This is a genomic window from Bariatricus sp. SGI.161, assembly GCF_050313695.1.
GTDB lineage: Bacteria > Bacillota > Clostridia > Lachnospirales > Lachnospiraceae > JAFBIX01.
This window is the reverse complement of sequence record NZ_JBNPLX010000016.1, coordinates 58,603-83,840: the sequence shown is the minus strand read 5'-3', so window position 1 is coordinate 83,840 and position 25,238 is coordinate 58,603. Positions and strand designations below refer to the sequence as shown.

Annotated in this window: 19 protein-coding genes and 2 pseudogenes; 5 read left to right on the top strand and 16 right to left on the bottom strand. The window is 36.8% G+C overall.

Features of this window, described 5'->3' with window-relative positions; translation table 11 throughout:
• Nucleotides 1–157: 157 nt before the first annotated feature.
• The 5 genes from ppdK to tdh all read right to left on the bottom strand — a co-directional run bounded on the left by ppdK (nt 158) and on the right by tdh (nt 7,704).
• Nucleotides 158–2,788 carry a pyruvate, phosphate dikinase gene (gene ppdK, locus ACQRBH_RS10795; protein WP_427761653.1) on the bottom strand — a complete coding sequence of 877 codons (2,631 nt, stop codon included), beginning with the start codon at nt 2,786–2,788 and terminating at the stop codon, nt 158–160.
• 251 nt (nt 2,789–3,039) lie between these two features.
• Complete coding sequence (locus ACQRBH_RS10790) at nt 3,040–4,437, bottom strand: aminopeptidase (RefSeq protein ID WP_427761652.1); 1,398 nt, start codon at nt 4,435–4,437, stop codon at nt 3,040–3,042.
• A gap of 118 nt (nt 4,438–4,555) precedes the next feature.
• On the bottom strand, nt 4,556–5,323 hold the full coding sequence (locus ACQRBH_RS10785; RefSeq protein WP_427761650.1) for a transposase: 768 nt from the start codon (nt 5,321–5,323) through the stop codon (nt 4,556–4,558).
• A gap of 105 nt (nt 5,324–5,428) precedes the next feature.
• Nucleotides 5,429–6,625, bottom strand: a complete 1,197-nt coding sequence (locus tag ACQRBH_RS10780) for a glycine C-acetyltransferase (RefSeq protein WP_427761648.1) — start codon at nt 6,623–6,625, stop codon at nt 5,429–5,431.
• Nucleotides 6,626–6,663: 38 nt separating this feature from the next.
• Nucleotides 6,664–7,704 (bottom strand): L-threonine 3-dehydrogenase, encoded by a 1,041-nt coding sequence (gene tdh / locus ACQRBH_RS10775; RefSeq protein ID WP_427743409.1) that lies wholly within the window; start codon nt 7,702–7,704, stop codon nt 6,664–6,666.
• Nucleotides 7,705–8,081: 377 nt separating this feature from the next.
• Between tdh and sstT the strand changes: the two genes are divergently transcribed.
• Nucleotides 8,082–9,338 carry a serine/threonine transporter SstT gene (sstT, locus tag ACQRBH_RS10770; RefSeq protein WP_235232588.1) on the top strand — a complete coding sequence of 419 codons (1,257 nt, stop codon included), beginning with the start codon at nt 8,082–8,084 and terminating at the stop codon, nt 9,336–9,338.
• A gap of 164 nt (nt 9,339–9,502) precedes the next feature.
• On the opposite strand, the gene ACQRBH_RS10765 is transcribed toward sstT, so the two are convergent.
• The 4 genes and pseudogenes from ACQRBH_RS10765 to ACQRBH_RS10750 all read right to left on the bottom strand — a co-directional run.
• A complete protein-coding gene (locus ACQRBH_RS10765; RefSeq protein ID WP_235232587.1) occupies nt 9,503–10,273 on the bottom strand; it encodes an ABC transporter ATP-binding protein in 771 nt (256 codons plus the stop codon).
• 1 nt (nt 10,274) lies between these two features.
• Complete coding sequence (locus ACQRBH_RS10760; protein ID WP_427761647.1) at nt 10,275–12,245, bottom strand: FtsX-like permease family protein; 1,971 nt, start codon at nt 12,243–12,245, stop codon at nt 10,275–10,277.
• A 118-nt stretch (nt 12,246–12,363) separates the two neighbouring features.
• A complete protein-coding gene (locus ACQRBH_RS10755; RefSeq protein WP_427761645.1) occupies nt 12,364–13,452 on the bottom strand; it encodes a S8 family serine peptidase in 1,089 nt (362 codons plus the stop codon).
• 147 nt (nt 13,453–13,599) lie between these two features.
• Nucleotides 13,600–14,020 (bottom strand): annotated as a pseudogene (locus ACQRBH_RS10750) (ATP-binding cassette domain-containing protein); the annotation flags it as partial.
• Between the two features lie 369 nt (nt 14,021–14,389).
• Between ACQRBH_RS10750 and ACQRBH_RS10745 the strand changes: the two are divergent.
• On the top strand, nt 14,390–14,800 hold the full coding sequence (locus ACQRBH_RS10745; RefSeq protein WP_427743406.1) for an IS110 family transposase: 411 nt from the start codon (nt 14,390–14,392) through the stop codon (nt 14,798–14,800).
• Between the two features lie 258 nt (nt 14,801–15,058).
• Here ACQRBH_RS10745 and ACQRBH_RS10740 read toward each other — a convergent pair whose 3' ends face one another.
• From ACQRBH_RS10740 to ACQRBH_RS10725, 4 genes are read right to left on the bottom strand one after another with little or no spacing between them, the layout of a single operon-like run.
• On the bottom strand, nt 15,059–16,285 hold the full coding sequence (locus tag ACQRBH_RS10740) for an ATP-binding cassette domain-containing protein (protein WP_427761644.1): 1,227 nt from the start codon (nt 16,283–16,285) through the stop codon (nt 15,059–15,061).
• On the bottom strand, nt 16,282–16,728 hold the full coding sequence (locus ACQRBH_RS10735) for an ABC transporter transmembrane domain-containing protein (RefSeq protein ID WP_427761642.1): 447 nt from the start codon (nt 16,726–16,728) through the stop codon (nt 16,282–16,284). Before ACQRBH_RS10735 ends, ACQRBH_RS10740 begins: the two co-directional genes overlap by 4 nt.
• A gap of 19 nt (nt 16,729–16,747) precedes the next feature.
• On the bottom strand, nt 16,748–17,812 hold the full coding sequence (locus ACQRBH_RS10730) for a hypothetical protein (RefSeq protein ID WP_427761641.1): 1,065 nt from the start codon (nt 17,810–17,812) through the stop codon (nt 16,748–16,750).
• On the bottom strand, nt 17,791–19,134 hold the full coding sequence (locus tag ACQRBH_RS10725) for an ABC transporter permease (protein ID WP_427761640.1): 1,344 nt from the start codon (nt 19,132–19,134) through the stop codon (nt 17,791–17,793). The genes ACQRBH_RS10730 and ACQRBH_RS10725 overlap by 22 nt, the downstream gene beginning before the upstream one ends.
• 436 nt (nt 19,135–19,570) lie before the next feature.
• On the opposite strand from ACQRBH_RS10725, the pseudogene ACQRBH_RS10720 reads away from it, so the two are divergent.
• From ACQRBH_RS10720 to ACQRBH_RS10710, 3 genes and pseudogenes are all read left to right on the top strand, one after another.
• Nucleotides 19,571–20,573, top strand: a pseudogene (locus tag ACQRBH_RS10720) (transposase); the annotation flags it as partial.
• A 305-nt stretch (nt 20,574–20,878) separates the two neighbouring features.
• Nucleotides 20,879–21,664, top strand: a complete 786-nt coding sequence (locus tag ACQRBH_RS10715) for a sporulation initiation factor Spo0A C-terminal domain-containing protein (RefSeq protein WP_427761638.1) — start codon at nt 20,879–20,881, stop codon at nt 21,662–21,664.
• A gap of 276 nt (nt 21,665–21,940) precedes the next feature.
• On the top strand, nt 21,941–23,260 hold the full coding sequence (locus tag ACQRBH_RS10710) for an ATP-binding protein (protein ID WP_427761637.1): 1,320 nt from the start codon (nt 21,941–21,943) through the stop codon (nt 23,258–23,260).
• Nucleotides 23,261–23,314: 54 nt separating this feature from the next.
• Here ACQRBH_RS10710 and ACQRBH_RS10705 read toward each other — a convergent pair whose 3' ends face one another.
• From ACQRBH_RS10705 to ACQRBH_RS10695, 3 genes are all read right to left on the bottom strand, one after another.
• Complete coding sequence (locus ACQRBH_RS10705; protein ID WP_427743087.1) at nt 23,315–23,443, bottom strand: hypothetical protein; 129 nt, start codon at nt 23,441–23,443, stop codon at nt 23,315–23,317.
• A 247-nt stretch (nt 23,444–23,690) separates the two neighbouring features.
• Nucleotides 23,691–24,398 (bottom strand): lanthionine synthetase LanC family protein, encoded by a 708-nt coding sequence (locus ACQRBH_RS10700; protein ID WP_427761635.1) that lies wholly within the window; start codon nt 24,396–24,398, stop codon nt 23,691–23,693.
• Nucleotides 24,399–24,418: 20 nt separating this feature from the next.
• On the bottom strand, nt 24,419–25,138 hold the full coding sequence (locus tag ACQRBH_RS10695; RefSeq protein WP_427761633.1) for a DUF4135 domain-containing protein: 720 nt from the start codon (nt 25,136–25,138) through the stop codon (nt 24,419–24,421).
• Nucleotides 25,139–25,238: the final 100 nt, after the last annotated feature.

Below are 25,238 nucleotides of genomic sequence, written 5' to 3'. Positions count from 1 at the left end.
AGTGCCACACAAAGTGACACTCTTAATTATTAATCTTAAATGTACAGTTGTACTGTCATATCTCGCCATCTATACAACCGCCTTACATTATGAGTAATCGCATACTCTCTTGCATCGGCTTCCGTATAGACAAATTCAACGATTTTCAGGGAATTATTTATTTCCCACTTTCGCTGATAGCTGCTTGTGCTGCTGCCAGTCTTGCGATTGGTACACGGAATGGTGAGCAGGATACATAGTCAAGACCAATCTTGTTGCAGAATTCTACAGAAGATGGATCTCCACCGTGCTCTCCACAGATACCGATGTGAAGGCTTGGATTAACTGGCTTACCTAACTTGATAGCCATTTCCATTAATTTACCAACACCTGTCTGGTCAAGCTTAGCAAATGGATCGTTCTCGAAGATCTTAGCATCATAGTAAGCATCCAGGAACTTACCAGCATCGTCACGAGAGAATCCGTATGTCATCTGTGTTAAGTCGTTTGTACCGAAGCAGAAGAAGTCAGCTTCTTTAGCGATCTCGTCAGCTGTAAGAGCTGCTCTTGGGATCTCGATCATTGTACCAACTTCGTACTCAAGGTTGCTTCCTGCTGCTGCGATCTCAGCGTCTGCTGTCTCAACAACTGTCTTCTTAACATATTTTAACTCTTTGATATCGCCAACCAATGGGATCATGATCTCTGGTTTTACTGTCCAGTCAGCGTGAGCTTTCTGTACGTTGATAGCTGCACGGATAACAGCCTTTGTCTGCATCTTAGCAATCTCTGGATAAGTAACTGCAAGACGGCATCCACGATGTCCCATCATTGGGTTGAACTCATGAAGTCCATCGATGATTGTCTTGATCTCTTCTACAGATTTGCCCTGAGCATCTGCAAGTTTCTTAATATCTTCTTCTTCTGTAGGAACGAACTCATGAAGCGGTGGATCAAGGAAACGGATTGTAACCGGGTTACCTTCCAGTGCCTCGTACAGTGCTTCGAAGTCTCCCTGCTGATATGGAAGGATCTTCTCAAGTGCAGCTTCTCTTTCTTCTACTGTATCAGCACAGATCATCTCACGGAATGCAGCAATTCTGTCTTCCTCGAAGAACATATGCTCTGTACGGCAAAGTCCGATACCCTCTGCTCCAAGCTCACGAGCTTTCTTAGCATCTGCAGGAGTATCTGCATTTGTACGAACCTTCATAGTTCTGTATTTGTCAGCCCAAGCCATGATTCTTCCGAATTCACCAGCAATGGTAGCATCAACAGTTGGAATGATTCCATCATAGATGTTACCTGTTGTACCATCGATAGAGATTGGATCTCCTTCATGGAATTCTTTTCCAGCTAATGTAAATTTCTTATTTTCTTCGTCCATAGCGATGTCGCCACATCCAGATACACAGCATGTACCCATTCCACGAGCAACAACGGCAGCGTGAGATGTCATACCACCACGAACTGTCAGGATACCCTGAGCAGACTTCATACCTGTGATATCTTCTGGAGATGTCTCAAGACGAACCAGAACAACTTTCTCTCCTCTTGCAGCCCACTCTACAGCGTCATCTGCTGTAAATACAATCTTACCGCAAGCAGCTCCTGGAGAAGCTCCAAGACCTTTGCCCATCGGTGTAGCAGCTTTAAGTGCAGCAGCATCGAACTGTGGGTGAAGCAATGTATCCAGGTTACGAGGATCGATCATTGCAACAGCTTCTTCTTCTGTTCTCATGCCTTCATCTACAAGGTCACAAGCAATCTTCAGAGCAGCCTGAGCTGTTCTCTTACCGTTACGTGTCTGCAGCATGTAGAGTTTCTTGTTCTCAACAGTGAACTCCATATCCTGCATATCTCTATAATGAGTTTCAAGAGTCTTGCAAACTTCTGTGAACTGTGCAAATGCTTCTGGGAATTCTTCTTCCATCTTAGCGATTGGCATTGGTGTACGAACACCGGCAACAACGTCTTCGCCCTGGGCATTGATCAGGAACTCGCCCATCAGCTTCTTCTCTCCTGTAGCAGGATCACGTGTAAATGCAACACCTGTACCACAGTCATCTCCCATGTTACCGAATGCCATAGACTGTACGTTAACAGCAGTTCCCCAAGAATATGGGATATCATTGTCACGACGATATACATTGGCACGTGGGTTGTCCCATGAACGGAATACAGCTTTTACTGCTCCCATTAACTGTTCCTTCGGATCATCCGGGAAGTCTGCACCAATTTTTTCTTTATATTCAGCTTTGAACTGAGAAGCCAGCTCTTTTAAGTCTTCTGCTGTAAGTTCTACGTCAAATGTAACGCCTCTGTCAGCTTTCATCTTGTCGATAAGCTCTTCGAAGTATTTCTTACCAACTTCCATTACTACGTCAGAGTACATCTGGATAAATCTTCTGTAGCAGTCCCAAGCCCAACGTGGATTGCCGGATTTTTCAGCAATAACGTTAACAACTGTTTCGTTCAGTCCAAGGTTCAGGATTGTATCCATCATACCTGGCATGGAAGCTCTTGCACCAGAACGTACGGAAACAAGAAGTGGATTCTCTGTATCACCAAATTTCTTACCTGTGATCTCTTCCATCTTATCAATAGCTTCCATAATCTGTTCCATGATCTCGTCATTGATTGTTCTTCCGTCTTCATAGTACTGTGTACAAGCTTCTGTTGTGATTGTGAAGCCCTGTGGTACTGGAAGACCCAAGCTTGTCATTTCAGCAAGGTTGGCACCTTTTCCACCAAGAAGGTTTCTCATGGTTGCGTTACCTTCTGTAAACATATAAACCCATTTTGCCATTTTGTCATGACCTCCTAAACTAAATTTTTCTAAGTCGCACCTAATATTTTACTGTTTTTACCAGTATTCGTCAAGAGTTTTCAAGGAAACCAAAGTGACAAATTAAGCCTTATTTTCTCGTTATTTTGAACAAAATTTATGGCTGCCGATTATGCCCGGCAGCCACAAACTACATTTCTTGTTGATTTGCATATTTTGTGAGGAAATATGTTCAAAAAACTGTATAATATTTCCTTCATCTTCCCAAATATTTAGATTTCCTCAATAAATGCTTTGTATCCTTTATATGCTTCGTAGATATCTGCTTTACTGGTAACTTCCCATGGGGCATGCATGCTTAACACTGCCACACCACTGTCGATAACTTCCATACCGTAATTTGCCATGATATATGCGATGGTTCCGCCGCCTCCGACATCGACTTTTCCTAATTCTGCGAACTGGTATGCCACATTCTGTGCATCCATCGCCCTGCGGATCTGTGCCAGATATTCTGCATTCGCATCGTTGGAACCGCTCTTTCCACGACTTCCGGTGAATTTATTGAACACCAGACCTTTTCCGAAGAAAGCAGTGCTTCTCTTTTCAAAGGCTTCTGCGTACATTGGATCAAAAGCAGCACTTACATCAGACGAAAGCATTTTTGAATTCTGAAGTGCTCTGCGCACTTTCAGATCCGACTCACCAGCAGTCAAGGCAACCAGTTCAGCAACAACATTTTCAAAAAAGCGAGAATGCATACCCGTTGCTCCTACACTTCCGATCTCTTCTTTATCGACCAAAATGCAACATGCGGTACGATCCACATGCTCTACATCCAACATTGCAAAAAGAGAGGTAAATGCACACACGCGGTCATCCTGTCCATAAGCCATGACCATACTTCTGTCAATGCCACAGTCCCTTGCTCTGCCCGCCGGAACGATTTCCAGTTCTGCGGATACAAAGTCTTCTTCTTCCATTCCGTAATATTCTTCCAGAAGCTTCAAAATATTAGCTTTCACCGCATCCTTTTCCTCTTTTTCAAGATTCGGATTTTTCGCAAGCGGCTGGCTGCCAAACAACAGATCCAGTTTCTCACCTTCAATGACTGCGTTAGCCTTCTTCTCCATCTGCTGAGCTGCAAGATGAACCAACAGATCCGTAATTACAAATACCGGATCATCCTCTTTTTCTCCAATATTTACCTCAACAATTGTTCCATCCTTTTTGGCAATAACTCCGTGAAGTGCAAGCGGAATAGTTACCCATTGGTATTTCTTGATACCTCCGTAATAATGCGTATCCAGGTAAGCAAGTTCTTCATTCTCATATAACGGATTCTGCTTCACATCGATACGAGGCGAATCAATATGCGCTCCCAAAATGTTCAAGCCATTCTCCAGCGGCTGTTCTCCAATCTGGAACATTGCGATGCTCTTGCCCATGCACACAGCGTAGACCTTGTCACCTGCCTGCAATTTACGTCCAGAAGCCATAGCCTCCTCAAGGCTCTGGTAGCCCCTCTCACGTGCCTTGCGCACCGCTATCTTTACACATTCACGCTCCGTCTTGCCTTCATCCAGGCAAGACTTGTAAGATTCATTAATACGCTGGAGCTCCTCAAGATTCTCATCATTATATGTGGTCCATACATTATCTCTGTCCATTTCAATCTCCTCCTTAAAATTTAGTATAACACATTTTGGGGACGTAGTATTCTTTAATTTTACTACGTCCCCATTTAATAAATGTGGTGTACCTAATCGGCAAATGCCCTGTACCTTTTTACTCATTTTCTACGTAATTCATGGTAGTCGTACATAATTCGTTTGCTTTTTTTATTGATATATTCAGTATTTCTTTTAGTCTCTGAATATATTCTTTACGAATTCTCTTTTCTTCAAAAACTTGCATCAACAGCGGCAATTGATATTCCCGAAACATGTTTTTTGCCAAAAGCAATGCTATTTCTCTGTATTGAAGCTCTATTTCACTGGAAATATCTTTGAATATTCCTATTTGTTGTTCTGTATGAAACTTTGTGAATTCTTCTGTCGATGAAAATTTTTGTTCATACAACTCGATTGCATTTTCATGGAGCAAGCCCAACATCCCTGTCATATATTCCGCCATGCTGCTATATTTATACTTTTCCGGTTTTTTTACCATTCTTGCTTTGACCGGATTGAGATGAATATAACGAAGGCAAGTCCAAAAATATCTTTCATCTTCAATGCACTCACTTGTAAAACGGTTCTGAAATACATGTCCATTTCGGTGATGTTTAAAATTATAATATGATGCATATTCTGCCAATATTGCTGCCATAAATAAGGATAAGATCTGAAGTTCTGCCCGGATGATAAAATGGGCGTGATTTGACATAATACAGTAACTATAGACTTCTACTTTATATTTCTGTAGATAATTTGAAATAATAGACTTGAAGTAAAGCTTTTCTCGTTGCTGTTGGAATATTTTTTCGTGATTGATTCCTCGAACAATTATGTGATAAATACCAGTTCTACTTTCCTTTCGTCGTCTGGTGGGCATTCCTGTCACCCCTTTCATCTGGGTACAGGGCATTTGTCGATTAGGTACACCACATTTGTTAAAAGGGGACGTAGTAAATATGAAAAATACTACGTCCCTTTTTTACTATAATTTCATCTCATCTCTTACTTCTTTGAAGCATTTTACGATGAAATCAATATCTTCTTTTGTATGGCTTGCGCATACTTGTGTACGGATTCTTGCTTTTCCTTTTGGAACTACTGGGTAGGAGAATGCTACTACGTATACACCTTTTTCCATCATGCGTTTTGCGAATTCTGCTGCTGTCTTTTCATCATACAGCATTACCGGAACGCATGGGTGGGTTCCTGGGATGATATCGAAGCCGTTATCTACCAGTTCTTTACGATAGTATGCGGTTACTTCTTCCAGATGATCACGAAGTTCTGTGCTCTCATCTAACATATCGAACAATTCAAGACTTGCGCCTACGATTGCTGGAGCGAGTGAGTTGGAGAACAGGTACGGGCGGCTTCTCTGACGAAGGAGATCGATAATCTCTTTACGTCCGGATGTGTATCCGCCGGATGCTCCGCCGAGTGCTTTTCCTAATGTTCCTGTAATAATGTCAACTCTTCCCTGTACGCCACAGTACTCTGCAGTTCCACGGCCTGTCTTTCCGACAAATCCAACTGCGTGGCTGTCATCAACCATTACAAGTGCGTTGTATTTATCTGCGAGGTCACATACACCTTTCAGATTGCAAATGATACCGTCCATGGAGAATACACCATCTGTAGCAATTAATTTGATTCTTGCGCCGGCTTCATCTGCTTCTTTTAATTTTGCTTCCAGGTCTTCCATATTGTTGTTTTTGTAACGGAAACGTTTTGCTTTGCAAAGACGTACGCCATCAATAATGGAAGCGTGATTCAATTCATCACTGATAACTGCATCTTCTGCAGTCATAATTGTCTCGAATAATCCTCCATTTGCATCAAAGCAAGAAGAATAAAGGATTGTATCATCTGTTCCAAGGAACTTGGATATCTTCTTTTCCAGCTGTTTGTGGATATCCTGTGTTCCACAGATGAAACGAACAGATGCAACACCATATCCTTTTTCATCATAAGTTCTCTTTGCAGCTTCGATCAGACGCGGATTATCACCAAGTCCGAGATAGTTATTTGCACACATGCAAAGAAGTTCTCTTCCATCCTCCATCTTTACTCTTGCACCCTGTGGAGAAACGAATGGAGCCTCGCCTTTAAAAAGACCTGCTTCTTTTATTCCTTCAACTTCTTTCGTATAAATGCTTAAAATATCATCTTTACGTGCCATTTTTTTAATCGTCCCTTCTTAAAATTATATGATAGTTATTAATCATTTACATGTGCCCAGTCAAGAATTACCTTTCCAGACTGGCCGGAAATCATTGCTTCAAATCCTTTTTCATAGTCTTTGATATCAAAATGATGTGTGATGATCGGAGTAATGTCCAATCCTGCCTGAATCATTGTAGACATCTTATACCAGGTATCCCATACTTTTCTTCCGTAAATTCCGCGGATATTCAAACCATTAAAGATAACGGTCTCTAAGTCTACTTTTGCATCTGTTCTCTGCAGTCCAAGAAGTGCAATATTACCACCGTGCTTCATATTGTGGATCATATCATGCAGACCAGCCTGTGAACCAGACATCTCAAGACCTACATCAAATCCTTCTGTCATTCCGATTTCCTTCATAACGTCCGGCAATTTTTCTTCTTTTAAATTAACTGTACGTGTAGCTCCCAGTTTCTTTGCAAGATCCAGACGATATGGATTAAGATCTGTAACAACTACATGTCTTGCACCAGAGAATTTTGCAATAGCTGCTGCCATACATCCAATCGGACCTGCACCTGCAACCAGCACATCTTCACCCAACATATCATAAGAGAGTGCTGTATGTGTAGCATTTCCAAATGGATCAAAGATTGAATATAGTTCTTCCGGAATTTTTGGATTACATGGCCATACATTGGAAGAAGGAATTACAAGATATTCAGCAAACGCACCATTTCTGTTTACACCAACACCCTTGGCATCTTTACAATTCTCTTTGTGTCCTTCCAGACAGTTTCTACATTTTCCACATGTGATGTGTCCTTCTCCAGATACCAGATCCCCAATATGGAAACCTTGAACTCCGGCACCTACTTCTACAACTTCACCTACATACTCATGACCTGCAGTCAATCCTACCGGAATCGTATGCTGTGCCCAGTCATTCCACTGATAGATATGTACATCTGTTCCACAAATAGCAGTTTTGTGAATCTTAATCTTCACATCATTCGGCCCAACTTCTGGAATTGGCACTCTCTTCATCCACAATCCTTCTTCTGGTTTCTCTTTAACAAGAGCCCACATCATTCCATCATTTCTTTCGTTCACTTTATTACCCTCCCATTTCTACCGTCTCCCCAGACGATGTTTTCATTGATATTGCCATTATATCACTCCTCTAATTCATACACAATGCATTTTTGTAGTTTTTTTGTTTATTTTGACAAATTTTTCACATTCTTATACATATTTTATGGCAATATTTACAATTTCTATATTTACAAATCCTATACAATTATTTATAATTTATATTGAATGTGTTGGCAGATTTGTGCGGAAGGGAGATAGCAACATTCACACTATTTCTTTTAATCATTATGTCAACATCAAAAAGTGGGGAAACAAAATTCAAAAGAAAGAGAGGGAAGCGGATATAGAATGTCAATGTATCCGCGAAAAACAACATGAAAAATCTATTTAAAAAATGGAACAGCATCAGTCTGGTTCTGAGAATTATCTGCGGTCTTATTATCGGTATTATTCTCGGACTGGTCATCCCTAAGGTAACTGTCATTGCTCTTCTTGGAGACCTGTTTGTTGGAGCATTAAAGGCCATTGCTCCATTGTTGGTATTCTTCCTTGTAATGAGTTCTCTGGCACACATGGGAGAGGGTCAGAAGACCAACATGGGATTCATCGTAATGCTCTACATGCTCGGTAATGTAATGTCAGCACTTGTATCTGTAGCTGCATGTAAATTATTCCCAGTAACTTTAACACTGGCTGAAGCAGCCGGAGAAGATATGGCTCCTCCTAGCGGTGTAGGCGAAGTATTAAAAAATCTGTTAATGAACGTTGTATCTAACCCAGTAGGCTCTATCGTAAATGCGAACTACATCGGTATTCTTGCATGGGCTTGTATTTTCGGTATAGCTTTAAAAGCAGCTTCTGATTCTACCAAGAAAATGCTGGATGATTTTTCAGCAGCAATTTCTACTGGTGTAAAATGGGTCATCAGTTTTGCTCCATTCGGTATCATGGGATTAATCTTTAATGTTATCTCTACATCCGGACTGAGTGCTCTGTTATCTTACGGAAGACTGATTCTTGTATTAGTTGGAAGTATGGCATTCGTAGCATTAGTAATGAACCCAATCATCGTATTCCTTTGTATCAGAAAGAATCCATACCCACTTGTATTCAAATGTCTGACAAAGAGTTTCATCACCGCATTCTTTACACGTAGTTCTGCAGCTAACATTCCTGTTAACATGGAATTGTGTGAAGAACTGGGATTGGATGAAGAACAGTACTCCATCTCCATCCCACTTGGTGCAACCATCAACATGGCTGGTGCAGCTATCACCATCTCTGTAATGGCTTTATCTGCTGCTCACACAATGGGAATCAGCGTAGACTTTGGAACCGCACTTATCCTTTGTGTACTTTCCGCACTCAGTGCAGCTGGAGCTTCCGGAGTTGCAGGTGGTTCTCTGTTACTGATCCCTATGGCATGTAGCTTATTCGGAATCCCGTCTGAAGTAGCTATGCAGGTTGTAGGTGTTGGTTTCATCATCGGTGTTATTCAGGATTCCTGCGAAACAGGACTTAACTCTTCTACAGACGTTCTCTTTACAGCAGCTGCTGAATTCAGAGACAGAAGACTTCACCCAGAATATTACGCTAAGCTGGCTGAGTCCAAATCCGCAGAGGAAGCATAAGAATTATTTCTGTAGATTTCCGATGACAGATTCAATAGCAAAATACATAATAATATACAAAAATGCCCGCAAAACCCACGGGCATTTTTCATTTGGGTACAACACATTTTCTCTCTTTTATTTGTCTTGGTTTTCTATCCCACTTTCTTTGACACAAATATTATCTACAGCCTTGCCATTTGTTGAATAATATTTTGATAAAACTCTTCATTTCCATCTTGTTTAATAAGTGTATTTATTATCCTTCCATCTTTTAATAAAATTATTCTATCGCAATAGCTTGCCATCTTCGGATCATGTGTCACCAGAAATAGTGTCTTTCCAAGTTGCTTGTTAATATAAAACAGGGTCTGAATCACCTGCATAGAAGACTTGGAATCTAGATTTCCTGTCGGTTCATCTGCTAATATAAGCTCAGGATTCGCTACCATAGCACGACAAATTGACGTTCTTTGTTTTTCTCCACCCGAAAGTTCATATGGTTTCTTATCCAGTAATCCTTCAATCCCAAACCGCTTTGCTTCACACCTGGCCGCTTGATCACTTTTTTTCGGATCATCTTCATTCAAAATCAAAGGCATCATGATATTTTCCTTTACGGTCAGACTATTCATCAAATAATAGTCCTGAAAAATAAAAGCTAATTCTTTTCTTCTTATTTCCGCAAGCCTGTCTCCATATATTTCCTCCACTGGAGTCCCCTTATAGAGAACCCGCCCCCCATTTGGCTTATCCAACATGCCAAGTGTCTTAAGAAGTGTTGTCTTACCACAACCAGAACTTCCCATAATTCCAATAAATTCACCAGGCTTTACCTGAAAAGAAACACCTTTTAAAACAGAATATGTAATTCTATTTCCGCCCGGAGTCATCGTATAATAATTCCGTTCTAAATTCTTCACATCCAAAATATATTTATACTTCTTTTCATCCATTTCAACTATTCCTCTCAATCTTCCGAAAAATTCTCCATGCTGTTATCCTCATTACTATACACACTATCAAAGCAATCAATGCAGAAAAAGAAACTGCCCCTACAAGATAGATAATATTCCACCTAGGAGACATGCCTTTAAAAAGAATCTTGGTAACAATTGCCAACATTCCCAGTGATATGCCATACAAAAGTACAAGCCTTTCAGATATCAAAACTTCTTTGCAAACACTCTTCCTACGTTTTTCTGAAGACATTCCACAATTCTTATAAAATCGATACTTCCATTCCATTTCCGAATAGTCACTCTGCGCTTTCTCGAACAAGATAAAAATGACACACATTAGCATTGTTATTACATTTACAATCATAGAAACCACAGTAAACAGCTTTTCTTGTCGGCTTTCCATCATAGATTGCTGTTTTTCGTATATCAGATTACCATTTTGCCAATCAAAGAAATTCACCTGAGAATGAACCTTTGCATAATTATACACTTCCTTTACAACCTGATTATAATGCTTTGGGATTTCCATCATTACCGCAAGGTTTGCTCCTCTGGCATTTCTTTTGATATTTGCAAATTCTGTATCAGAAAACACCAAAATTTCTTCATTCACCTTCCCCTTTAGTTCACCAAGCGCCCGACTCTCAAAATCACCAGTAAGAATCCTCTGCTCTTCTCCAGCAATTTTATATTTCCTTGTAAATTGATTACTCGGAAGAACTTTAGGTCCCGACGTGTTCCAGATATCCCAGTCTGCACTTCCAATGTAAATACGTGGTTTCGACTTTCCATAATCAAGACCTATCGTTCCCATGGTCTCTCTATCACGCTGATAAATAACGTAAATTTCCTTATCTCGTATATCAATTTTTTTCCCTGTCCAATCTTCATAAACAGACTCTGGTATTCCCATATGTTCACCATAATCTCCAGACACTACACGAATACAGGGTTTAGTCTCTACCTTTATCTCATAGGCTTCTTCTAATTTATTCAAAAATTCCATATCTTGTTCATTCGCATACCACACCAGATCATAAGGAAAAATCTCCGGCTGCACAACCGGAACATTATCCATAATCGGCAATCCAAATCCGAACAACATAACGAACACGAAGACTGCCACAATACAAGTCACATTCATATGATAGAAAAATTGATCGTACCAGCTATCCAACCATAGAATTTTTTTTAAATATTTTTGTTCTCGTTTTCTCAACATATGAAGATAATTTGCACTTACAGAAATCATAAACAGAAATAATCCCCCAGCCGCCAGCGCAAAAGGAATGATACTCCCAATTTTTCCCCAGTAAGTCACAATAGAAACAAGTGCAAGCCCCATTATAACAACACCTGACACAATCAAACTCAACGATCGTTGAATTTTTTTCCCACTTTTCTTTCCCATAGATATAACATAATCTATTCCCAGACAGCTTATCATCTGGTCACAAATCATAAAACCAAGTCCAAATATAAGCAAACTGATTATCAATGTAAACAGGAATGGTGACCAACCATAAAATATATTCCCTGAATCATCAGTAAATTTGTGTTCGAGAATCCTTCTTATAATCTCCACTTCCAATACGCCTACCAATACTCCACCTACAACAGAACCCAAGATAATCCCCAAGTACTCAAATCCGACAAACATATACTTGTGTTTTTTCTGAATTCCCAACACTTCCAACATTGAATAATCATATACTCTCTTTCGAATGTAAGACAAAAGAGTCAAAATCATCAAAGCCACCAGTAACACATAAGACAGAAGGAATGCTTTTTCCGACTCCATAATTAATGCGGTCATTCCTGCTGTCTCTCCTGTAGACACAAATATCATACAACTTTCAACACCAGCCGTGAAAAATACCAGAGATATGATAAAAATGCCACTCAAAATTACAAGCAGATAATCCTTACTCCTTGTTTTTAATAACTTAAAAAAAAGTGCTTTCAATTATTCTCCCCCCTTACTTTCAAATTTATTTCCATTTATTATATTTATAAAAACATATCAAATTATTTGTATTTTTTATTATAGGATTTATCTTCTAAAAAGAGAACTTTAAAAATATCTAATAATATTTAGTTATATAACAATAAAGACCTCTCAAAGTAAATTCTCCTTTACCTTCTACTACCCACCTCTCCTCTTTCCAACAAATACGCAAATCAACGTCTTCTATTTTATAAGGATTTTTATAACTTTTATGTATAAAAACACAACTAGGGTTATATGTGTCTTCTATTGAACCACAATATAATTTTATTTTCTTTCCAACATTATATGAATACATTTTGATTGGCAAAATCCTATTATCATCTAATTCTTCTCCTATAACTTCCACATGATATCCATTCTGTTCAAAAAGCTCTGTCAACGTAAAAACTCTATTTACAGGAGCATATATCTCTATTATTGGAAACTTTTCTTGAACTTTCTTTTTATTTGTACACATTAAAACATTACTTCTTATATCCCCTTTTGCATACTTCTTTAAATATCTTTCAATTTTATTAGGTAATATGTGATATTGAAATAGCATTTGGTAAACATATGCCGTAATAATCGGCGCTACGTAACTATTAGAAAATTCTATTCCTACTGATATCATTTCATCCATCTCAATAATTTTTTCTCCTTGAACAGTTAAAACTAATCTATTATCAGTTTTTTCATATAAAAAATCTCCTACCTCCAAATTATATTCTTTATTTCTTTGTACTCCTATTATTCCCTTCATACATGCAGGATAACAAATAATTCCCAAATTATGATACGCAGCAATTATTTTTATTCCCTTTTTTATCATCTTTTGTATAATAGGATGAAGTTTATAATAATCGTGGTAATTAATTGTTCCTAAACTGACATTAATAACACCGATATTATATTTATAACACCATTCTAATGCTTTAACTAAACCATCTACAGATCCAACATTATTGATGATAACTTTAATGTCTATTAATGTTACATCTTTAATATATGTTTCCAATACTCTAGCTACAATTGTTCCATGGCTTATTTCATTTTTCACAGTCTCTTCTCTTTTGTCAATGATTCCTTTATCTATATTATATTGTAATTTTAAAACAATTTTGGAAAACTGACATTTTTCCGAAATAATGCCATCATCAATAATTGCAATATATCTTTTCATTTTAAATCTTATTTAATCCTTTTCCCGATAATTCCAAAACTATATCCGCTCTTTCGCTAATTGCTTTTGAATGTGTCACTAATATCACACATTTTTGATATTTCTGAGCAACATCATGTAGAACTTTCTGTATCTGGTCTGCTGTATCATCATCTAAATTTCCAGTTGGTTCGTCTGCCAAAAGAATATCTGGCTCTTTCACTAATGCCCTAGCAATTGCTACTCTCTGTTGTTCTCCACCTGACAATCGTCTAACATTTTTTTCCCATAGTTCCTCTTTTATATCTAAATCTTTTAATATTTGTACAATTTTCTCTTCTGATCGTTCAATTCTCTTTCTACAGATTTCTAAAGATTCTCTTACATTTTGATATACTGAATAATATTCCAACAAATTATATTGTTGATAAACATATCCAACATAAAGATTCCTATATTTTGTCATTCCTATTTTTTCAATTGATTTTTCGTCAAAATACACCTCTCCACTTGTTGGCTTAAGCATTCCTCCAAGCAACAATAGCAACGTTGTTTTTCCAATTCCAGATTTTCCAATAATTGCATACATTTTCCCCGGAAGAAACAACTGATTGATTTCTGAAAACAACTCATTTCCTTTTTTATAACTATACGAAACATTCTTCAATTCTAATTTCATAATAAATCTTGTATGATAATTAGGAAGTTAATTATCACACGTTCCTTTCTTTTTAATATCGTGATTCAATACAATTCAGATACTATGGACTTTTGATTTGACTTTCTGTAGCTTGACTACTCGACTGGAGTGTATTGCCGCTACCTTTATCTGAATTGTTTATCAGCTGGATGTTGACGGAGTGTTTTTCACTCAGAGTACTTATTTCTATCAAGTCTACAATGATAATCGATGGTGGATATCATGGTATCAGACTTTATGAAAGGGAGGTACAACCTCATGATTTACGTAGGCATTGACATTGCCAAACTCAACCATTTCGTCGCTGCGATTTCTTCCAACGGCGAGATACTCATTGATCCGTTCAAATTCACAAACGACGCTGATGGCTTCCAACTGCTGATCTCTAAGCTCGATTCCTTCGACAAGAACAGCAGCAGCATCGTTCTTGAGTCGACGGCACACTACGGTGACAACCTTATTCGATACCTTGTTACTAAGCTTTACCAAGTATGTGTGTTGAACCCCATCAAAACCTGTCAGATGCGAAAGAACAACGTTTGCAAAACTAAGACAGATAAGGTCGACACATATATTATTGCTAAAACTCTTATGATGCAGGACAACCTCAGATTCGTCAGTTTCTTTGATCTGGATATGATGGATCTTAAGGCTTTGGGATGCTTTTAGGCAGAAAACCATAAAGCAAAGAACCCGTTTAAAAATCCAACTGACAACTTATGTTGATCAAGTGTTTCCGGAAATCCAATACTTCTTTAAATCCGGTCTGCATCAGCACGCTGTCAATACTTTGTTAAAAGAAGTACCTTCCCCTAAGGAGATTGCTTCCATGCATATGACTCATCTGGCAAATCTGTTCAAAGTGAACTCGCACGGACACTTTACCAAAGAGCAGGCCAATGCTTGACTTTTCATAGCTGGTCTCCTTTATTTCTCAGTACTACTCCTTTTATCAACATATGGTTTAGGAATTTCTATAAGTTTTCCGTCTTTCAAGGAATAAATTCTATCCATACAATTTATTTCTTCCGAAAAGTGGCTTATCATAATTACAATTTTATCATCTAATGCACAAATCATTTCTTTAAATTGTTCTCTAAGTTTAAAATCTCCATGTGCAGTTGGTTCATCAAATATTATTATCGATGCCTGCTTTAACATTTCTCTTGCTAATACTATTCTTTTCTTTTCTCCTCCCGACAATTCAGATATATTTACTTCATTTTTTCTTTCTATTAATAAAGCAACATCAGAAAATAATATTCCTTTCCTCTGTAACTTATCAATATTATTTGTTCCTAACAAATCTACATTTTTTTTAATACTAGTTTGAAAATAATACGGAAATTGTTCTACAACTGCAATATTTTTTCTATAGTAATTCAAATCAATTTCATCTATAGCAATACCATTTATTAAAATTTGACCACTTTGAGGTAAAATAAAGCGTAATATTAAATTTATTAATGTCGTTTTTCCACATCCGTTTTCACCTACAATCGCTATTTTTTCTCCTTTTTTTAACTTCAGATTTACTTTGTTTATTATAATATTGTTTATTCCATATCCAAACGACACATTTTTTAATATCATTTCTGAAAATTCACATTTTTTATCCCCTGTAACTAATTCTTCTTGTTCCTCAAGGAAATCAATTATTCTTAAAAAGGAGTTTTTCTTTTCTGCCCAATCCAAATTAACATTTATTATAGAAAAAGAAGCTGCAATTACAGTACTTGAATAAGAAATAAATGCCATCAATTCTCCAAACGTAATTTGTTGCCTAATAATTAAAATCCCACCTACAATATATGATAAAACCGTTGTTAAATTTTGAAATAATGTTTCAATTACTAAGTTACCTTCTTCATTTAATTTTTCATTTTTAATACATTTTTGGAAAGCATTTATATAAAAGAATAACTCTTGTTTCTTCATTTCTAATAAAGACCACAATTTTATCTCTTTAATTCCGCCAATAATATCCGAAAAAACTGCACAAAAGTGTTGTCTCATTTCATATGTTTCAATACTATTTTTTTCCACTCTTTTCGCAAAAACCCTATTATTATAGATTTTTAATGGTACTATAATTAAAACAATAAACAATAACTTCCAATCAATTGAACAAATCCCAACAATCCCAACAATCATACATAAAAAAAATTTAGTTTAAGTATATTTGCTTCACTAAAAATAGAACAAATATTATCGATATCACTACTTAAAAAATTAAGTATCTCGGTTTGACTTCTTTCGCAAAAATAATGCACTTTGATATGTACTAATTTTCTATATATTTTTTCATAAATTTGCAATTCAAATACATTATGAATATCTATAATTATTTTTTTTATCATAAAGTCAAAAACTCCTCGTAATTGACTAATTATAAACATAATTAAAGAATAAAATAAAAGATTCGAAACATTCTGTCCTAGAATTCCTCTATCGGTTAATTTACTTAAAAGCAAAGGCTGTATATACGCTATAACAACGGAAGCAATTAACAAACTAATTATTATCAAGACTTTCTTTATATGCTCTTTGCAAACCTGAAGCATCATTAAATATATTCCTTGATTTTCTCTTTTCATCTTAGGCCTCCACGATTTGTCATCGACACAAAAATTTTGTAATATTATATCCCGCCACACCCAAAATCATAGCAAATAGCACCGGAATACAGAGTTCTATTCCAAATTGTATCCAAATCTTTACCGGTTTCTCTCCAAGACTTTTTAAAATATAATTTTCTTTTTTCTTTCCCGAATAATACTGTTCAATCAAAAGCATGTAAATCAATACTGCAAATATTAACCAAAAGCTTCCAACCAACTTAATCAACACACTTACATAATCAAGCATCTGTCTATTCTCTCTGTATTCTATTGCAACACCATATACATCGATATAATCTTTTTCTGAAAATATGTTCTTACGAATCTGCTGTGCAAATTCTTCCACTTGATCCGGATTACTTACCTTGGCCTCACATCGTGCAAATCCATCCTCTCTGCTCAATTCATCAACTATTTTTGAAGTTGTAAATATCCGATTGACAAGATTTGAATAGATTGGTGAAACACTACTAAGGCTATCACATTGATAAATTACGCCTACCTTTATCTCTTTCATCATAAGGTCTGATTCAAAAGTCAACACATCTCCCAATTCAATTCCGTTTTCTTCGGCAACTATCTGACTGATTGCAACCATACCTGTTGATATATCTTCTACATTTCCCTCCAATATTTCAAAGTCTTTTATTTTCCCTTTCTCATAAATAGAAAAGTCTGAGATTCCGGAAATAATAAAATCATATTCCTCTGCTTCTTTATCCTCATACAAATTATTAACATTAGAAATTTCTCTGCTGCGTACGCCAATTTCATTCTCACCCACCAATGCTGTTACGTTTGGAAATTTTTTGATTTTCTTTACTTCATTTTCACTAATACAAACTTTGGCAACTGCAATTCCTTCCTGATTTCCTTCATACTGTATGATGACTTTTCCACTTAGATTCTTCTTAATCGCAGTTCTAGTGCTATCAATTCTTTTTTCGATATCATTTTTCCCTAAAAATACAAGCACCGTCAAGAATGCCAGTAAAAACATAAAAAAATATTTCTTTCTATAGTATTTATTTCTAGCCACTATTCGTTCAAAAACCGCCATAGCTGACCTCCTCTTACACACACAAACGCACCGGTAACTGCGCCAAATACCATGAGAAGTTCCAAAATTTCCATATCATCAATACCAATATCGGAATATCGGATGTTCTGCAATTCCGGTTCAAAAATATCTTTTCTAATAGTTTCTTCCTGACCTTCCCATTTGCTGATCTTTAATTCTTCATTAATTGTTTCTCTCTGTTCCTGATAATAGTTATTAATCTTCGGAATCACATTTTTATATCCATACAAGCTCACGCCAAAGGCAAAAACTGCACCTATCAAAAATGGGATTCCCTCTTCCAGAAGAAATTGGGTAATTACTGTTCGTTTCTTTTCTCCCATTCCTAACAACACTTCCGATTCATTTCCGTCATCTCGTAGCCAAACAGAGCCGATCAGATATACACAAACTACACTACCCAAACCAATAACCAGAATCAAGATTCTTGCCAATCCTAAGATTTGTTCATAAGGTCTTGCAATTTGTTCATACCACCCTTCTCCCCAAATATATTGGCAAAAATACTGACCATATTCATCTTTTGCATCCGGAAATAACTGTTTCATATTCGCAACAAATCCCGGTACGTCTTTCGCATTCTTCACACAAATCTGAAGTTGGTCATAACGCTCACCCATATACAGATTATTCGCAAGAACTTTTGTTGGAACGAAAAACAAATTCGCCTTACTGTTCATAGGCGTTCTTACACTCGAATCTTCCTCTGGATAAGTAAATATTCCTACAATTTTTACCTCTGTTTCACGCATACCTACATAAGCATAGTCCTGCTCACTACTTCTAAAAGTAATTGTATCTCCAAGTTTTAAATTATTCTTTACAGCCAGCTTGTCTGAAATTAAAACAACATCTTCTTTACAGTTTTTCTCTGTAATCGGAATTCCTTCTTGAATTTCGAGTCCTTGCATAGAAAATAGCTGATACTCTTCTGTATTATCCACACCAATCACATGAAAATCCCATGATAAATCTATTTCATAAGGTACAATTCCATCCGCCTGCTTAATTCCCAGCATTATTCCAAGCCAATTTTCTATACCATCTTCCTGCTCCAAACGCTCAATCTCTGTCGAACTAAAATTCGTATTGCAGTCTGTTCCATCTGCTCTCCATATCTTATTTACTAATACTGTTCGATAAATACTTTTCTCTACTTTTTCCGCTTCCTTTTGAACATTTATGTAAATAAATAAGCACGCTAAATTTCCAAATAGTAATATAAAATAAAATACTACTTGAAATAGATTACGTACTTTTTTTTGACTTGCTTTTGCTAATATTCTTCTTAAAACTCTCATATCTTTTATATCGGTAACGGTTTATCCCTATGTTCTATAAGTTACTAACATTCATTATCAGGTTTTAATCCATCAAATTTTTCAATTAATTATTATCCCCATTTTTGGCTATTAATATTACCTGTTTTCTGGTTAACAATGGTTGTATTAGATTTTCTCAATTGCAACTTTAAAATATCATCATTTGGTACACTTGATGTTGCACATGATATACATGAACATGAACATTCACATGCGCATGATGCATATACAGATAACCCAAATCATTTTTTACAACATAATCTATTATTTTTATTGGTTACTAGACAAAATCTTAAATTCTATTAACCTTCACTTTATCAAAACATGTTTTTGATAACCCAAAATCTTGGTCACTATATAGATATTTATTGATATAATCATAAATTAATTATTTCTATCTTTCAATTATTTGACCATGACTCAATATTTTTTAGACCACCACTTTTATAAAATAATAAATTATCCCTCCATAACCCATATCGATATTGATGAGTTTATTCCGATTTCTTTCAGAAATCATTTCTATGCATCGACGGGCAGAACCCGTAAATACCCTTTACAAGCTTTTCTGTGGGCACCGATCATCCAGCGTATTTTCTCTATCCCTACAGATCAGATTCTCTTGACTTTTCTCGCTTACTCAAAACCACTCCGTGAATTCTGTGGTTTTACCAAAGTCCCGGATGCTTCCAAAATCACCCGCTTCAAACAGGATTTTTTAGATGACCTGCAGATTGTATTCGATAGCCTTGTTGATGTTACCGAGCCTATCTGCCAAGCGATCGACTCTGCAAAAGCGGATATGACCATCTTTGATTCTTCCGGTATTGAAGCTTTCGTTACCGAGAATAATCCGAAGTATTCTAACAGGATCATAAAGCAGCTTAAAGCGTATGCGAAAGCCCAAGGCTTTGATAAATCTTATGATCCTTATAAGGCTGCCTATGGCTCCATGCCTTCCCATGCTTCTGCTAATCCGCAGATTAAGCAGCTTTATATCAATGGACATTTTTGCTATGTCTTCAAGTTTGGCATTGTCACAAACGAGCTGGGCATCATCCGTCATATCTCTTTTTATAACCAAGACTTTATGGCATCTCATCCTGATATTATTGTCGAAAAGAAATCCGACTCCCCTGACGAAGATAAAAGTGTTCATGATTCAAAAACTCTTAATCCCGACACTCAAGGACTTCTTTTCCAAGCATCCTCTGATCAATCCCAAAACATTCCTCGGAGATGCAGCTTTCGATACCGCACAGCTCTATAAGAGCCTTCTTACCGGTGATACTTTTGGTGATGACAAACATTTCTCGAAAGCTTATATTCCGCTGAATGCAAGATCCGGGCTTGAAAATCAGGATTATTCCATCAATGAAGATGGTATTCCGTGTTGTCCCCATGATCCTTCTTTACCAACTTACCACTTTCATAAAGCCTATAGCTTATTAAAGTGCGCCTAAAATGTCCGGTTATCCACTTTTCATTCCAGAATTCGTGCTCAGCACGAATTCTTCCTTGTTTTGGTTCAAGATTGCGAACGAGCTTCGCGAGTTTCGCAATTACCTACATATCTTTCATACTCTAACTCTATTTTTATCATTATCTTATTATTTCACTAGCATAACAATTTCTTTTCGTTGTAAATATTCGTTGGTTTTCATTGCTTTTTGTTGTATTTCAGAATATAATATTGCTAATATAAAGAAAGAAGGTATTCCAAATGGGAAACAAGCTATCCATTCTACTTGTGGAGGACGATACGCAGGCATGCGAAGAAATGATTTCTTATGCAGATTCTTTAGATGATATTATTTTTGTCGGTATAACAAATAATGCTTCTAAAGCAGTTGAAATTGTCAAAGACACTCTGCCAGATGTGGTCATTCTTGATCTTGAACTACACAGCGGCAGCGGAAGTGGACTTACCTTTCTGAATGATATACAGAGCAACTGTCCTCAAAAAGTTCCTTATATCCTAATTACAACAAATAATTCCAGCAAAGTAACTTTCGAAGCTGCTCGCCAATCAGGTGCCGATTACATTTTTTCTAAACACCAGGATGACTACTCCGCAAAAACTGTTATCGACTTTTTACGAATGTTAAAGAATGTGATTAAAAAGCGTAACGAAAGGCAGGCGAATAATACAAGAACAATGGACAGTCCAGAGCAAAAAAACAAGCGCATTACTCGTAGAATTTGCGCAGAATTAGACAAAGTAGGTATTAGTCCAAAAGCGAAAGGTTACCAATATTTGATAGACGGCATCCGCATTGTAATGGACGCACCTGCACGAAATTTATGCAGTCAGATTGCCGGAAATTACGGAAAAACAGAATCCAGTGTAGAACGAGCTATGCAGAATGCTATAGCAAAAGCATGGCGAACAACACCAATCGACGATCTTCTCGTGTTTTACACTGCAAGAATTAGTTCGGAAAAAGGCGTTCCTACCATTACAGAATTTATTTATTATTACGCTAACAAACTAAAAAACGAATATTAAAAATCAGCCATTTCAAACGAAATGACTGATTCAAATAAAATAATTATAATCCGAATACTTTTCCAATCAAATCCCAAACCCAACCCATTAGAAAACCTCCTTTTTCTTTCCTCTTCAAGTAAAGAATAGAAAATTTTCTAAAAAAAGAGATTCGTTTATGGATACATTTTATTGTGACTTTTTATTGTATTATGGTTATGGAGATTATTTTGTATGATTACTTTTATAAAATATATTGTCATTATTCTATGCAGTACCTATACAACTGGACGACTTATGAATCAGAAGAAAAATACAGCATTAACCTCTCGTATTATGGCAATATGTCTCATCTTTTTAAACAGTTGTATTGTATGTATTATGCGTCTTTACATTCCCTCAATCAGCCTTCTGACAATGGTTGGGATATCTGTGCTTATTTATAAATTTTTATTCCAGATAAACATTAGTTCTTCTATTACTGTAACAATTATTAGTTATGGAATTACTTATTTACAATACCTGATAAGTGTGCTTTTCATTATTATCATACAGGCAATTTACCCTCCTTTTTCTTTCGTAAATGATAGCATCTTATTCACTACTATCAGCTTTTTTCAAGTCCTGCTTGCTATCCTTCTATTTAAAATAAGGCGATTTTCCCATGGATTCCCTTTCTTATCAGACTCAAAATATGGAGACATTAGTGTTTATATCAGTGTTTCCATTCTCTTGGTAGTCTCTTTTTTAGGAATGGAGCCAAAGAAACACTATATTATTGCAATACTCACTTATTTTCTTTTTATATGCGGAATGTTATTATGGTTTTGGTGCAAAAAGCGCATTTCACAACAATATTTAGAACAAGTTCATAAAAGGGAAATACTTGACTTGAAAGAAACAGTTATAAGATTGCAAAAAGATAATGATACACTTTCTGAAATCATACATAAAGATAATAAATTAATTCCGGCTTTAGAGCTATCTGTAAAAACCTTTTTGATATCAGTAGCACAAAATGATTGCAAGAAAGAACGCATTTCGTCAGCACAAGAATTAATCGAACAAATTGAACATATTTCAAGCGAAAGAGCTGGGATTGTAAAAAGCTACGAACAGTCAGACATTTCAACGCCACAAACAGGTATTCCAATAATTGACGCTTTATTTTCACTCATGGCATATAAAGCCATGAATACACACACTACAATTAACTTTGTTATATCAAGTAATATAAAACAAATGCTAAATACGGTTATTTCTGAAGAGAATTTGTCAACCCTTTTAGCTGATTTAATAGAAAACGCGTTAATTGCTGTAGCCCATACCAATAAGGAAAAACGCATTCTCGTTGAACTTCTCAAGGAAAATGAAATATATTGTATTAAAATTAGTGACAATGGAGTACCATTTCCACAGGAAGTTCTAAACAATCTGGGGATTCAGAGAATAACAACTCATAAAGATAGTGGTGGATGTGGCATTGGCATGATGAGCATTTGCAAAATATGCAAAGAAAACAACGCCAGCTTTACAATTAAAAAGTTTTCAACAGAAGAATTATACAGCAAAACCATTACAATTCGTTTTGATGGACTAGGTTCAATTAACCTTTAATCTTTTTTTGTATATTGAACATGGGACGGAAGCAAATCCGCCCCATGTTATTATTTATTCAATCAATCCAAAAAAATGTAATGCATCTTTGATTGCTTCTGCCTTTTCCAGTGGACATTTGGGATATTCACGCTTTGGTGTATCTGTTTTGTTTGGTGCTTCATGCATGGGCAATCCGCACATAGATTTTACTTCTGCAATATATGAGGAAAGTTATCCACATCATAGAAAAAAACATTTAACAATTACCTATAACTAATTACTATATATATAATTATAATCCCTTATTGGGCAAAGCCCGTCACTCGAAAGTATGTATTACAGGATATCCGAATGAATATATTTTGTCATTCACCTTCTCCCTGGTTTTATCAGACACTCGCGAGATATCATTGTCTATATACTTATATTAAATATACCATTCAAATTGTCAAGCAATTGACCATGAAGACACTCTTATTAGACCATTATATTTTTTATTCAGAAAATAATACAGAATCCCACCATATCCGCTCATCATCCCAGGATTCATCCGTTCTTGCGGCAACAGTTTAAAATCACCAACCAATCGTATCTTCGATTTCACCTCCATTTCCTCTCCCAAAGTTTCATTCAGATATTCCATACTCCACACATTACCACATATCCCATGACACAAGCACCAGCTATCCCTTTTCCAATACTCTCTAACTTTTGTGTATGCCCATAATATATCTTTTTTGAGGCGTTCTTCCCATTCAGAATCTTCCACAACCTGATAACAATATATCCTCGAAGCCAGGACTCCCGCTGCTCCATGACACCATGCAACCGTATCAATCGGAATCTGTTCTGAACCTTTTCCTCTGATATCTGCCCAATTGTTAATTTGCGGACGGTATAACGACTCCTCGTACGCCCAGATATGCTCTGCCAGTTTCTTATATTTTTCTATTCCAGTCTCTCTCCATAGCGCAATTACCGGCATCAGCACTCCGCTGTTCCCATGAGCCATCCCTGCCATAGGCGGTGTTCCTTTTTCTGTAATCCAACCAATTCCGGCTTCCTGCTTCTCCCTCTTTTGTTCCAATACCCTGAATGCCCGTTCTGCCATATCCAGGTATCCCCGGTTACCGGTAACCTGATATGCAAGAAGCAATACTTGTGCTGCTTCTGCATTTACTGAAAAAGCATATGCTTCAACGTTGTATAGATTTTTCTTATTTTTTCTGCATTTTCCACCAAATATGAATGATACCCTCCGACATTTCCCGAAAAGTCTACTTCCGTCCGCCGGATTCTATCTGCCAGACGACACTCATCCGCACATCCTGCACTACCTACCTCCGGCTGGATGGCTCTGTCCGATAATGCATACATTAGCAATAACATTCCTGCCTGATCACTCTCCTCTGCATGGTATACACGATTCATACACTTTTTCTGGTTTTCTGACGTTAGTTCTAATGATATTCGGACGTATTCTGCTTGACTCTCAAGATCCGCCTCATCCAGATCATTTAGTCTCTGATACAGCATCTCCATACCCGAACATGCGAAATATCCGGTCATCTCCTCACCCTGCGCCGTTACAAGATTCCGTCCATCCAGACAATAATAAAAATACGAAATATCTCCATTCAAAAGACTCCTGATCTCACTCTCAACAATCTGCCTGTCATCTTCCCCACGCCCCTTCCATAAGGAATGTAAGAAGATCTCTCGTTCTGCCCCGTCCATCATCATGCTGGGATAATAGGGACTTGATAAAAGCATGCTATACCGCTGCGTATCTGCTGCTAAAACCCTGCTTCTGGTTCCCTGTAATAACCTTAGCATCTTTTTGAATTCTTTTTTATAGCTTATCACTTGAGAATAAGCGCTTGTATAGTCTTTCACGATAATCAACCTTCTTTATGGATTTTCATCTCAAAAACACATCAATAAAAACTAGCATTACATTATTTCCTATAATCGCAATAACGTACCCCAAACAAGC